Origin of the sequence: Ochrobactrum vermis, from assembly GCF_002975205.1 — a bacterium.
In the GTDB taxonomy this organism is placed as follows: Bacteria; Pseudomonadota; Alphaproteobacteria; order Rhizobiales; family Rhizobiaceae; genus Brucella; species Brucella vermis.
On sequence record NZ_PCOC01000001.1, the window covers coordinates 1,405,235 to 1,418,417 of the forward strand.

The window sequence follows — 13,183 nt, forward strand, 5'->3', positions numbered from 1 at the left end:
TAGCGCATTTTTGGTTTTTACAGGTCCGGAGAACGAATTCCGGATCGTTCCACGGAGCGTTTCGATGTCCTTGCCAGATAAAGCCTTTCCCGTTTCCTGGGATCAGTTCCACCGCGATGCTCGCGCCCTCGCCTGGCGGATCGCCGGGATGAATCGCGAATGGCACGCAATTGTAGCTATCACGCGTGGCGGCCTGGTCCCGGCGGCCATTGTTTGTCGCGAGCTCGGCATTCGCCTCATCGAAACCGTCTGCATTGCTTCCTATCATGATTACACGTCGCAGGGTGACATGCAGATCCTCAAAGGCGTGAGCGAAAAGCTTTTGGAAAATGGCGGAGAAGGCGTCATCGTCGTTGACGATCTGACCGATACGGGCAAGACCGCAGCCATCGTGCGCGAAATGATGCCGAAGGCACATTTTGCAACTGTCTATGCCAAGCCGAAAGGCCGCCCTCTGATCGATACTTTCGTAACAGAAGTATCGCAAGACACCTGGATCTACTTCCCTTGGGATATGGGTTTCACCTACCAGGAGCCGATTGCCGGCGGAAAGCGTGGCTGAAGCCAAACCTGACGGAATTGAAGCGACGAATGCATTAGGATGCGCCTGCGATAAAACTGGCAGCTTTAATCCGTCAGATCAAAACGCTGAGAAACGAAAACAAATGAATGCGATTGCGGTGACATTTCTGCCGCAATCGCATTTTATTGAAAGTGCAACGAAATAACGCCGATCAAGGGCGGATCGCCTTTCCAAAGCTGCCATCCCATCCCGAAATTTTAGTAATACCTTTAAAATAAAAGCTTTTTTCCGATATTTTCAAAGGTCTGTTGCCCAACTAATCAGTTGTTATTTCGGCGAATCGGATCATGTTATAAAGAAAAAAGGGGATTTCGCGGTGAAGGCGCAGGCAAAACAACCGATTGCAACCGAAAAGCGTATTCTGACGCCTTCCGGTCGTTTGCAGCAGGTTGCGGCACTTGTTTATCGTCGCGATATGGGTGCCCTCAAGGTTCTCGTTATCACAAGCCGCGGCACGGGCCGCTGGATCATTCCCAAGGGCTGGCCACAAGTTGGGCGCACGCTGGCGGAAACAGCACTTCGCGAAGCATATGAAGAGGCTGGCATCCGCGGTGAAGTCTCCCCAACGCCTATCGGCAGTTTCTGTTACTGCAAGACAGATCTTCCGCCTGAACGCATAAACCAGTTCACGGCAGCCGTATTCGCCGTGCAGTTCAACGGCCAGGAAAAAGACTGGCCTGAGCGCGATCAGCGCATTTGCGAATGGGTATCGCCGCAGGAAGCGGCAGATCGCGTCGAAGAGACTGAGCTGAAGCAGATATTGAACCAGTTTGGTGATTCGGGAATCGCTGCGGCTGCAGAGTAAGCAGTTCGCAGGCCGTCCGTAACGTGACATGCCCCGGATTATGATCCCTTTGCAGCGATTTCCTCTTTCCATAGTGCATATGGCCGGAATTATTTCGTAAATCGCTAATGAATGCCGCCGCGCTATCTCCCAAAATCATATAGTCGGCTTGCTTCACAAAAGTGTCGCTTCTCCCCGTTATCCACATTTGCCCCAAGCGGTTACGCACAATATCTAGATGCTGGAGCGCTGCAGCAAACCATTGCTTGACGCTCGCAGCCGAGTCGTTTTTTATAAGGCTATCGTTGCGTAAGTAGCGTAATCGGATGTTGTAATCTGCCGGTCTTTTTTTTCGGTCAAGTTGAGTATCGAACGGGCGTTGCGCTTTAAAAGCGCGGTTTTCGCTCGGTATTTTTTGCGCCCTGGATCTGGGGGTGCACGCCACTGGAGAAGCAGGTGCGACATCGAGCAAAAACAGCGTTAACACTAGATTTAGTATTTGCGCTCATGATCTGTACAAGATAAGGTATTTCTCGTTCTGCTGATTTTTGACTGCGACAGTGCCAGCAAGGTTGCAATTGAGCTCCCCTGAGGCGTTTTTTCGTGGGCTTTAGATGAGGTGGAAGCGGATTTCCGGGAGTTTTCTCCCCAACAGCACGCTCCTCCCCCTAGAAGAGCTGTTTTGACAGAGACGCGATACAAACAGACCGTGACTGAAAACCGTCACTAGAGCTACTATATATAGAACGTTTGGATGGGACAGATGAAGATCGAACGCCGTTTCACGAAAGAGAATCAGTCGGCCTATGCGGACATCGCGTTCCGGACTGCGACCAGCGAGATCAAAAATCCCGATGGATCCATCGTATTCCGCTTGGAAAACATCAATGTGCCCGCACAGTTCAGCCAGGTCGCAGCAGACATTCTTGCGCAGAAATATTTCCGCAAGGCTGGCGTGCCCGCCCATCTGAAGAAAGTCGAGGAAAACGACGTCCCGTCGTGGCTGTGGCGCTCGGTCGCCGATGAAGATGCTCTGGCATCGCTGCCGCAGGACGAGCGTTATGGCTCCGAAATGGATGCCTGTCAGGTTTTTGACCGTCTCGCCGGCACCTGGACCTACTGGGGCTGGAAGGGCGGCTATTTCGGTTCCGAAGACGATGCCCTCACCTTCCGAGACGAGCTTGCCTATATGCTCGCCACCCAGCGCGTCGCGCCGAACAGCCCGCAATGGTTCAACACCGGCCTGCATTGGGCTTATGGCATTGACGGTCCCGGCCAGGGCCATTTCTACGTTGACTGGCAGACCGGCAAGCTGACTAAATCCAAGTCGTCCTACGAACATCCGCAGCCGCATGCCTGCTTCATCCAGTCCGTCGCTGACGATCTGGTCAATGAAGGCGGCATTATGGACCTGTGGGTGCGTGAAGCGCGCCTGTTCAAATATGGTTCCGGCACGGGTTCCAACTTCAGCCATCTGCGCGGCGAAGGCGAAAAACTTTCCGGCGGCGGCAAGTCGTCGGGTCTGATGAGCTTCCTCAAGATCGGTGACCGCGCTGCAGGCGCCATCAAATCGGGCGGCACGACGCGCCGCGCCGCGAAGATGGTCGTTGTCGACATCGACCATCCGGATATCGAAGAATATATCGACTGGAAGGTGAAGGAAGAGCAGAAGGTCGCTTCGCTCGTCACCGGTTCCAAGATCGTCAAGCAGCATCTGGCTGCGATCATGAAGGCTTGCGTCAACTGCGAAGCCGATAATGATGATTGCTTCGATCCATCAAAGAATCCTGCCCTGAAGCGCGAAATCAAGGCAGCGAAGAAGAACCAGGTTCCGGAAAACTACGTCAAGCGCGTGATCCAGTTCGCACGTCAGGGCTACACCGACATTCAGTTCAAGACCTATGATACGGACTGGGATTCGGAAGCCTATCTCACCGTTTCGGGCCAGAACTCGAACAACTCCGTCTCGCTGAAGGATGAATTCCTGCGCGCCGTCGAAAACGACAGCGACTGGAACCTGACCGCACGCAAGGACGGCAAGGTCATGAAGACGCTCAAGGCGCGCGATCTTTGGGAAAAGATCGGTTATGCCGCATGGGCATCCGCCGATCCGGGCCTGCACTACAACACCACCATGAACGACTGGCACACCTGCCCGACCGCTGGTCCGATCCGCGCGTCCAATCCGTGCTCGGAATATATGTTCCTTGACGATACGGCTTGTAATCTGGCGTCGATCAACCTGCTCACCTATCGCAACAAGGACGGTTCGTTCGACATTGCGGCTTACGAGCATACGGCCCGCCTGTGGACCATCGTTCTCGAAATCTCGGTGATGATGGCGCAGTTCCCGTCCAAGGAAATCGCCCGCCTCTCCTATGAATACCGCACACTCGGTCTCGGCTATGCCAATATTGGCGGCCTGCTGATGACCTCGGGTATTCCTTATGACTCCGATGAAGGCCGCGCCATCTGCGGTGCGCTGACCGCGATCATGACCGGCGTTGCCTATGCAACCTCTGCCGAAATGGCGAAGGAACTGGGCACCTTCCCAAGCTATGAGCCGAATGCGGAACATATGCTGCGCGTCATGCGCAACCATCGTCTGGCCGCTCATGGCGAGACGGAAGGCTATGAAGGCCTCGCCGTCAATCCGGTGGCGCTGATTGCTGAAGACTGCCCGGATCAGGATCTGATCACCCATGCCCGCGCTGCCTGGGACAAGGCGCTGGAGCTCGGCGAAAAGCACGGCTACCGTAACGCCCAGTCGACCGTCATCGCGCCGACTGGCACTATCGGCCTCGTCATGGATTGCGACACGACCGGTATCGAGCCAGATTTCGCTCTCGTGAAGTTCAAGAAGCTGGCCGGTGGCGGCTACTTCAAGATCATCAACCGCGCCGTGCCGGAAGCACTCCGCACGCTCGGTTACTCGGAAAGCCAGATCGCTGAAATCGAAGCCTATGCTGTCGGTCACGGCAATATCAATCAGGCTCCGGGCGTCAATCCTTCGTCGCTGCGCGGCAAAGGCTTCACCGATGAGAAGATCGAAGCCCTGAATGCAGCGCTCAAGAGCGCCTTCGACATCAAGTTCGTCTTCAACAAGTGGACGCTTGGCGAAGATTTCTGCAAAGACGTGTTGAAGCTCACCGACGAACAGCTGAACGACTTCTCGTTCGAAATGCTGCCGGCTCTGGGTTTCTCCAAGAAAGATATCGAAGCTGCCAACATTCACGTTTGCGGCGCGATGACCCTGGAAGGCGCACCGTTCCTTAAGGAAGAAGATTACGCGGTGTTCGATTGCGCCAATCCATGCGGCAAGATTGGCAAGCGTTATCTGTCGGTGGATAGCCACATCCGCATGATGGCGGCAGCTCAGCCATTCATTTCGGGTGCGATCTCCAAGACGATCAACATGCCGAACGATGCGACTGTCGAAGACTGCAAGAACGCCTATATGCTGTCCTGGAAGCTGGCCCTGAAGGCCAACGCGCTTTATCGCGACGGTTCCAAGCTCTCGCAGCCGCTCAACGCTGCGCTGATCGCCGATGATGAGGATGAAGACGATGCAGTCGAAGCACTGATCGAAGCACCGGCAGCCGCTCGTGCCGTTCAGGTAACCGAGCGGATCGTCGAGAAGGTTGTTGAAAAGATCGTGCGTGAGCGCGACAAGCTGCCAAACCGTCGTCAGGGCTATACGCAAAAGGCAGTCGTCGGCGGACATAAGGTCTATCTGCGCACCGGCGAATTCGGTGACGGGCGCCTCGGCGAAATCTTCATCGATATGCATAAGGAAGGCGCTGCTTTCCGCGCAATGATGAACAATTTCGCCATCGCAGTGTCGCTCGGCCTGCAATATGGTGTGCCGCTCGAAGAATATGTGGAAGCCTTCACTTTCACGAAATTCGAACCGGCTGGCATGGTCATCGGCAACGATGCCATCAAGACTGCAACGTCGATCATCGACTATGTCTTCCGCGAACTGGCTGTGTCCTATCTCGGCCGCAACGACCTCGCACATGTCGACACAAGCGATTTCGGCAATACGGCGCTTGGCAAGGGTATCAAGGAAGGCAAAACCAATCTGGTTTCGACCGGCTGGACCCGTGGCTACAAGCCTACTCTGGTAACGAACTCGAACCCGACTAACGAAGCCAAGGGATCGGCAGGTTCAGCACCGCAGGCTTCCAACATCACAACCTTGAAGTCGTCGGCGCCGGTGAGCAACCGCCCGGCAACCATCGGTCTGGTGACGGATGGCTCAACGGCCTTCAAGCGGGAGTTCGAGGAGCAGCCTGCCCCGGCGCAACAGCAGGAAGGCACATCGGCAACTGAACTTTTCTCGGACAAGGCTGCTGCTGATGCAGCCTCCGCCCGTGCGGAAAGTGCAAATGCCGCCAAGAAGCTGGAAGCTGATCGTCGTATCAAGTCGATGATGCAGGGTTATACGGGCGATAGCTGCACCGAGTGCCAGAACTTCACCATGGTTCGCAACGGCACCTGCCTCAAATGCGACACTTGCGGTGCAACGAGCGGGTGCAGCTAAGATTAACTTTCAGTAAGACCAATAAGAAAGCCCGCTTCACGCGGGCTTTTCTTCATTGTGAATATCTATAAAGAAAAACTTCACACCATATATAATTTCGCAACGAAACATAGCAATTCTGCGAATTTCGGAACGAAATCTCTATTTCTACGTTCAGCTTAAGCAACCGAACGTATAAAGGAGATAGTTATGTTCAGAACTACACTTCTGACGACGACGTGTGCATTGCTGATTGGGGGAGCAGCTTATGCTCAGACAACGGCGCCTGCACCTGCCCCCGCCGAGCCACCGGCTGCAGCAGAGGAAATGCCGGTTTCGTCCAAGGACATGTTTGGCAACCCAACTTCGGGTGAGACCGACAAGGTTGGTTTTCTTGAACCCAAAGAAGGCCAGCTTCTCGTCTCCTCTTTCATTGGGCAGAATGTCTATGAAAGTGACGCGGCCGACGCCAAGACCGTCGGCAAGCTGAATGACCTCATTGCCAGCCCCGAAGGCAAGATTGAAGCCGCAGTGATCGGCGTGGGTGGGTTTCTGGGCATCGGTGAAAAGGACGTTGCCGTAAGTCCGGATCAGCTACAGCTTGCAACGCGCAGCGACGGCAAAAAATGGCTCGTTATCAAGGCAACCAAGCAGCAACTGACCGATGCACCGGCATTTGACCGCTCGAAACTTTTTGCCGATGGTGTGGCCGATCCCGCTGCTGCAAATGAGACTAACGCTCCGGCAACGGATACTCCGGCAAGCGATATGGCTCCCACATCGCCGCCTCCGGCTCAGTAATACGGCCTCAATACTCGATAAGGTAAGTCTCCCCGGCCTCATGGCCGGGGTTTTGATACAATCAATAATCACTCACGGTTGAAATCTTCATATGACTGCCTTAATTCCTGGTAGAACACAATAAAAGCATCACAGCACAACGTTCATCTCTCACCAGGTTAATCTCAGGAAAATCTATTGTCGGAATTTTTTATTGCTCATCCATGGGCGGAAACGCTTACGGCGCTCGGGGGATTATTTCTTTCAGCTTTCGTTGCGAATTTTCTGATTAAGGCGATTTTGCTCAAACTGCTTGATCGTATCGTTCAGAAGACCTCTTTCGGGCAGGATGAAGAGCTTAAGAGACACAGCGTCATCAGCCGTCTTGCCAACATCGTTCCAGCCTTGATTATTTCCTCCGGGATCATGGCTGTGCCCGGCCTGCCGGACGGCGTGGTCACCGTCATTCGGAATGTGGCGATAGCTTTCATCATTCTGACGCTGGCCTTGGCGGTTAATGCGGTATTCGGGCTTGTCGACACACTCTACCACCGCCGCCCGGAGGCGAGATACCGCCCCATGAAGGGCTACATTCAGGTCGCCAAGCTGGCGGTCTATATCGTCGCAACAGTTCTCATCATTGCGACATTGCTGGACAAATCGCCGGTCATCCTTCTTTCGGGTGTCGGCGCCATGGCGGCAGTACTGATCCTCGTCTTTCAGGATACGCTGCTTTCATTGGTCGCCAGTATGCAGATCGCTTCATCAAATATGGTCCGTGTTGGCGACTGGATCGAAATGAAGAACCTTGATGCCAATGGTGATGTCACAGAGATCGCGCTCTATACCGTCAAGGTCCAGAACTTCGACAAGACGATCACCACAATTCCGATCCGTAAGCTCATTACCGAGCCGATGAAAAACTATCGCGGTATGCAGGAATCCGGTGGACGGCGGATCAAACGCGCGCTTTACATCGATCAGAACACCATTCGTTTTTTGTCGGATGACGAACGGACCAGACTGGGCACGGTTGATTGGCTGGCGGATTATTTGCCGAAGAAGGCCAAGGAAATTGCCGAGTGGAACCAGAAGCTAGGCGACCGCGCCAACAATCCGGTCAACAGACGACAGTTTACAAATATCGGTACATTTCGCGCCTATGTGGACAATTATCTGCGTAATCATCCCGGTGTGCATAAAGGCATGACGTTGCTGGTACGCCAGATGGACCCTACGCCGGAAGGCCTGCCGCTCGAAATCTACTGTTTCACGAACACTACCGTCTGGGCATCCTTCGAACAGATCCAGTCGGATATTTTCGATCACCTTTATGCAGTTTTGCCAGAGTTTGGCCTCAGTGCCTTCCAGAATCCAAGCGGCAACGATTTTCGCAAGCTGACAATCGGCGCGCCTATCGGGCAGCTTCAATAACTTTGGCGTTCAGGCGCTGAACGTTGTAGCGCGTGCGTGAGGGTGTCAGGCCAAGACGGACTACGGCAAGATGCATCGATGGAACGATCATCACGCTTTGCCCGTCATGCCCTGACATCCAGAATGCATCTTCCGGAATGCCGTTCTGACCGGCTTTCACACCGGCAATCTGCAGCCAGACCTGTGCCGAGCCATAGCGCCCTTCGGATTCAAGCGTAGGTTTGCGCATAAATGAAATGAAGTCGGCTGGCAGAACAGGCTTTCCGTAAAGGTTCCCGCCATCAGCGAGAAATGCACCAAGGCGCGCCCAGTCGCGAGCGGTCGCGTACATATAGGAAGAACCGGCAAAAACACCCGACGAATCCGTCTCCAGAATGGTGCTGCTCATGCCTAACGGGCCGAAAAGCGCAAGTCGCGGATAGGCAAAAGCCTCTTCATGGCTATTGAAACTATCCATGAAGAGTTCCGACAGGATGTTAGCTGTCCCGCTCGAATAGTTGAACTTCGTGCCTGGCGTCGCCTCCAGTGGCAAGGACGCAGCAAACCCTGCCATATCCGGCTCCAGATAAAGCATACGCGTGACATCGGTGACTGTGCCGTAGTCTTCATCGAAGCGCAGACCGCTATTCATCGCCATCAGGTTCGCGAGAGAAATCTTCGCCCGTTCATCGTTCCTCCATTCCGGCAACAGCCGGGTACTTTCCAAACTCATGCGCCCTTCGGCAATCCGCATACCGATCAGTGTCGCAATGACGGACTTGGTCATGGACCAGCCCAGCAATGGCGTATCCACATCAAAACCCGGACCATAATTCTCGGCGATCAGCTTGCCATCGCGGATAACGGCGATGGCCCGCATCCCCGGACCGGCCAAAGCCTGATCCTCGATCACAGCCTGCACCGCCGGATCGATCTCGATCCGGATCGGTTCTGCGGGCACCTGTGGGCCGGTCGGAAGCTCCGGTCGCAAATCATCCTTTTGGATATTTGCGCACCCAAGCGCGGGGCGAAAGATTGCGATACTTGGCGCGAAGAAGCCGAAAATCCGCACTGTTACGCTGCTGTTATTATTGTCAACTGAGGCATTGAGGAAACGCAGCAGCGGATTACCCGGTGCCTGAACATCGTCTGCAAGGACAGCATCGGCATCCCGATTTGCAATGAATACGTTTGAGCAGACGATCTTCGCGGCATAGCCGGTGCCCACACGCAAAAGTTCAGGCGGCCTGATGGCAAGCCAGAGAGTTGCCCCCAACACAATGGCAAGCAAAAGACCAACGACAAACTTCAGAATGCGCTTCATGCTGCCCCTCGCGAATAATCGTTACGCTGGATCATACCAAGCCAAGATAGCTTGCCAACTCCCGGGCGGCAGCGCCGCCTGCCCTGTTTGCACCAATAGTTGACGCCGACGGGCCGTAACCAACCAGATGTATCCGGGGATCGGCGGCTACCTGTGTTGCCAGGCGACCGGTTATGAGAATACCACCTTCTGCATTGCGTAATTGCAGTGGCGCAAGATGATCAAGCGAACTGCGAAATCCAGTGCACCACAAAATCACATCGAAGGATTGTTCGGTTCCATTGTCCCACCGAACACCTGTTTCTGTGATTTCGCTGAACATAGGTAAACGGTTGAGTACGCCTCGAGCACGCGCCGCTTCGATTGCCGGGGTTAACGGCAGGCCTGTTACTGAAACAACCGATCCCGGCGGCAAACCTAGGCGCACACGCTCCTCCACCAAGGCTACGGCGGCTCGACCTAACTCTGGCGAAAATGGCCCCTCCCGGAAAGCAGGCTCTTTGCGCGTGACCCATACGGTTTCCGTCACGCGTGATATTTCGTCCAGAAGCTGCACTGCCGAAATGCCTGCACCGACGACCAGAACGCGTTTACCACTGAAGGCTTCTGCCGTCTGATAATCACGCGTGTGCAGCTGTTGGCCCTTGAACAATTCCGCACCCGGATAGGGTGGGATATAAGGGGACTCCCACGTGCCCGTCGCATTGATGATCCCACGCGCGGAATAATCGCCCTGATCCGTCTCCACACGAAGCCGCTCACCGCGGTCACAAACAACTTTCACAGTCACGGGACGGTGCACGGGAAGGTCGAATGCCTCTTCATATGCGCGGTAATATTGCGGGACGGCAACCGACGCGCGCACCTCGCCATCCGTCGTTTCGACAATATCCTCGAATTTCATACCGGGGAGATCATGAATGGAGTTCGCGGTTCTGAGCGTCAGCGAAGGCCAGCGGAACTGCCAGGCTCCGCCCGGTCCCGCGGCCTTGTCAAGAACCACGAATTGCCTTTCGCCGGCAAGACCGAGCTTGCTCAAATGATAGGCCGATGAGAGCCCCGCCTGACCTGCTCCAATGACCACAATGTCAACCTTGCGAGCGACTTTGACATGGAGATTACCAGTTGGTTTCTGATCGGCGGGCTGTGTATCTGACATGATGGACGACAAGCTCTCGAAATATGATCTGTGTCTGGAAATAGGGACTAGGCGACGGCGCTTAAAGCCAGCCTATCCTGCCGCAACAGTGCTACGCAGCCGCTTGTTGCGTCCTTCCCATACACTGACGACCAGCATGACAACCGTCGTTAATATGCCCATTTCGAGTAAATCCGCCACGTAGCCGACCGGAATTGCTGCCAGCAATGCCAGAACACCGAAGACATGTGATATCGGAATGAGGCCGTACACGACCTTCTTATAGATGGCGCTGCCAAACAGATAGATTGCCGGTCCGGCTACAAGAACGAGAACATATGCTGTTTTCAACGGATCGTGCGGGTGAGCCATTACAAGATCATTTCCGACTGCAGTCGCTATGATCCCGGCAACCAGAACGGCGTGGACATAATGGAAATAAGCACCAATCCGTCCGGGATCAGAAGAATGGGAGATTGTATCTGTTGCTTCGTTGCTGGAAGTGCCAAAGTAGAGCCACCACATGGCAAGTGTCCCTAGAAATGTGGCCAGCAAGGCCGACATAAGGGTCAAATTCCAGACTTCGGCATTAGCAAGGGTCGCTCCGGTAGCCAGAACCGTTTCACCGAGAGCCACAATCACGAACAACTGGCAACGTTCTGCCAGATGTCCGCCATCAATGGTCCAGTCAGCGGTATGAGAACGCCCAAGGCCCGGCAGCGCAAAGCCAAACATCGGCGATAGATATTCGCAAAGTACGGCAATAAGCCATAATGCCATACGAGCTTCATGTTGGACGAAACATCCAGCAATCCAGAAGATTGCGGCAATGGTCAGCCAACCGAGCATTCGCCGGTAATTGGCGGCAAGCGGATGCTTTCGACCGAGAACAAACACCACATAGGCAGTCCGGCCAACCTGCATCACCACATAGGCTAGTGCGAATATCCAGCCTTTGTCTGCAAAGGCACCTGGAATGGAAGAGGCTATAATCAGGCTAAGCAGCATGCCGCAGAACAGAAGGCTGCGTATCTGTGGTGTCTCAGGGTTGAACCAATTTGTCACCCAGCAGGTATATTGCCAGCCAAGCCATACCGCGAACCAAAGGATCAGCGTTTCAATAACGCCGGTCAGCGTCAGATTATGAAGAAGCTCATGGCTAAGCTGCGTAACCGCGAAAACATAAACCAGATCGAAGAACAGTTCTTCGAATGTCACCCGGGCATGATGCCCGTCTCGTTGTCTCAAAAGCGGATGCACAGTGACGGCAGAAGTTGTATTCATGCGAATTACCTTCCCCTCAGACGGCAAGCATTCAATGCCACTCTCCGGTAGCTTAGCTTGCAGTCGGTCAGCCGTATATCCGAATATGCTGATTTCCACTTGAAGGAGTCAGGCTTAGATTATTTCGCGCAGAGTGTGTTATCCGCTTTGATCCATGCGTCGATTCCATCAGCCGCAACACAGCCCATCGCGAAACAGGCAGTGAGAAGATAGCCGCCAGTCGGGGCTTCCCAATCGATCATTTCTCCAGCAACGAAAACGCCAGGAAGCTTCGGCAGCATGTAGTTTTCATCGATCTCATGCCAACGAATACCACCCGCTGAAGAAATCACTTCATCGAGCGGGCGGGGGCGAAGGAGCGGAATTGAGAGTGCCTTGATCGTAGTGGCCAGCGCTTTCGGGACTCTGTCGCGCGTGAACTCCGTCACCAGAGCTGCTTTAACCCCCGTCAGACCTGCGGCTCTGCGTAAGAGATTGCCGAAGCTCAGCTTTGTATCCTGTCTTGCAATATCGTTTTCCAGCCGTTCGAGAGTTCGTCCTGGAACAAGGTCGAGTGTCAGAAACGCTTCACCGCATTCCCGCAAGCTGTCACGTAGCGCTGCGGAATGTGCATAAATGAGACTTCCCTCAATTCCGCCGCGTGTAATGACAAACTCGCCCTGCATCGTGCCTGCACCGGACGTTGCTGTGACCGACTTCACCGGTTCGCCAGCGAAGCGTTCCGCAAAGAAATCGCTCCATGCAACATCAAAGCCACAATTGGCGGGTTGAAACGGCGCTATATCGATTGATTGTCGTAGAAACTCATCAATCCAGAGGCCATTGGAACCGAGCTTCGGCCAGCTTCCACCGCCAAACGCAAAGAGTGCAGCGTCGCATGTAATCGTCTGAACGCCATCTGGGTTCTCGATACGCAGACTATCTCCGTCGAAGCCAAGCCAGCGATGCCGACTGAGAATGCGAACGCCTTGATCTTCCAGGCGTTTTGCCCAGCCGCGAAGAAGCGGCGACGCCTTCATCGCTTTTGGGAAGACACGACCTGAAGAGCCGACAAAGGTGTCCGCACCCAATTCATCCGCCCAGGCACGCAACTCACTAGGGCCGAAAGCCATCAAGGCTGGCAATATACGGTCACTGCTTGAACCGAAACGCTTCGCAAAAGCTGCGAAGTCCTCGGAGTGAGTAATATTTAGACCGGACTTGCCGGCAAGCAGGAACTTGCGACCAACCGTCGGCATCTGCTCATAAACTGTCACGCTGTAGCCTCGCGCGGACAGTCGTTCGGCGGCCATCAGACCAGATGGGCCGCCTCCAAGAATGGCGATATTACCCTTGGGCATCATGGTCGAAGC

The 13,183-nt window shown here is 54.4% G+C and carries 10 protein-coding genes; 6 read left to right on the forward strand and 4 right to left on the reverse strand.

Annotated elements, in window-relative coordinates:
- Positions 1-64: 64 nt before the first annotated feature.
- From gpt to CQZ93_RS07020, 6 genes are all read left to right on the forward strand, one after another.
- Positions 65-562, forward strand: a complete 498-nt coding sequence (gene gpt / locus CQZ93_RS07000) for a xanthine phosphoribosyltransferase (protein WP_105541937.1) — start codon at positions 65-67, stop codon at positions 560-562.
- Entirely contained in the window at positions 555-728 is a 174-nt protein-coding gene (locus CQZ93_RS26595) for a hypothetical protein (RefSeq protein ID WP_181153325.1), read from the forward strand. Before gpt ends, CQZ93_RS26595 begins: the two co-directional genes overlap by 8 nt.
- 171 nt (positions 729-899) lie before the next feature.
- Complete coding sequence (locus CQZ93_RS07005) at positions 900-1,388, forward strand: NUDIX hydrolase (RefSeq protein ID WP_105541938.1); 489 nt, start codon at positions 900-902, stop codon at positions 1,386-1,388.
- Between the two features lie 742 nt (positions 1,389-2,130).
- A complete protein-coding gene (locus tag CQZ93_RS07010; RefSeq protein WP_105543209.1) occupies positions 2,131-5,913 on the forward strand; it encodes a vitamin B12-dependent ribonucleotide reductase in 3,783 nt (1,260 codons plus the stop codon).
- Positions 5,914-6,102: 189 nt separating this feature from the next.
- Positions 6,103-6,693, forward strand: coding sequence for a PRC-barrel domain-containing protein (locus CQZ93_RS07015; RefSeq protein ID WP_105541939.1), 591 nt, complete (start codon positions 6,103-6,105; stop codon positions 6,691-6,693).
- Positions 6,694-6,870: 177 nt separating this feature from the next.
- A complete protein-coding gene (locus tag CQZ93_RS07020) occupies positions 6,871-8,106 on the forward strand; it encodes a mechanosensitive ion channel family protein (protein ID WP_105541940.1) in 1,236 nt (411 codons plus the stop codon).
- On the opposite strand, the gene CQZ93_RS07025 is transcribed toward CQZ93_RS07020, so the two are convergent.
- The 4 genes from CQZ93_RS07025 to CQZ93_RS07040 all read right to left on the reverse strand — a co-directional run bounded on the left by CQZ93_RS07025 (position 8,087) and on the right by CQZ93_RS07040 (position 13,171).
- Positions 8,087-9,409, reverse strand: coding sequence for a serine hydrolase domain-containing protein (locus tag CQZ93_RS07025; RefSeq protein ID WP_105541941.1), 1,323 nt, complete (start codon positions 9,407-9,409; stop codon positions 8,087-8,089). The two genes, CQZ93_RS07020 and CQZ93_RS07025, sit on opposite strands and share 20 nt — an antisense overlap.
- Positions 9,410-9,440: 31 nt before the next feature.
- A complete protein-coding gene (locus CQZ93_RS07030) occupies positions 9,441-10,568 on the reverse strand; it encodes an NAD(P)-binding domain-containing protein (protein ID WP_181153326.1) in 1,128 nt (375 codons plus the stop codon).
- Positions 10,569-10,640: 72 nt separating this feature from the next.
- Positions 10,641-11,831, reverse strand: a complete 1,191-nt coding sequence (locus CQZ93_RS07035) for a low temperature requirement protein A (protein ID WP_105541942.1) — start codon at positions 11,829-11,831, stop codon at positions 10,641-10,643.
- A gap of 119 nt (positions 11,832-11,950) precedes the next feature.
- Positions 11,951-13,171 carry a TIGR03862 family flavoprotein gene (locus CQZ93_RS07040; RefSeq protein ID WP_105543211.1) on the reverse strand — a complete coding sequence of 407 codons (1,221 nt, stop codon included), beginning with the start codon at positions 13,169-13,171 and terminating at the stop codon, positions 11,951-11,953.
- Positions 13,172-13,183: the final 12 nt, after the last annotated feature.

Coding starts and splice junctions, on each gene's coding strand:
- CQZ93_RS07015 (WP_105541939.1), top strand. CDS start 6,103: ATGTTCAGAACTACACTTCTGACGACGACGTGTGCATTGCTGATTGGG.
- CQZ93_RS07010 (WP_105543209.1), top strand. CDS start 2,131: ATGAAGATCGAACGCCGTTTCACGAAAGAGAATCAGTCGGCCTATGCG.
- CQZ93_RS07035 (WP_105541942.1), bottom strand. CDS start 11,831: ATGAATACAACTTCTGCCGTCACTGTGCATCCGCTTTTGAGACAACGA.
- CQZ93_RS07025 (WP_105541941.1), bottom strand. CDS start 9,409: ATGAAGCGCATTCTGAAGTTTGTCGTTGGTCTTTTGCTTGCCATTGTG.
- gpt (WP_105541937.1), top strand. CDS start 65: ATGTCCTTGCCAGATAAAGCCTTTCCCGTTTCCTGGGATCAGTTCCAC.
- CQZ93_RS07030 (WP_181153326.1), bottom strand. CDS start 10,568: ATGTCAGATACACAGCCCGCCGATCAGAAACCAACTGGTAATCTCCAT.
- CQZ93_RS07040 (WP_105543211.1), bottom strand. CDS start 13,171: ATGCCCAAGGGTAATATCGCCATTCTTGGAGGCGGCCCATCTGGTCTG.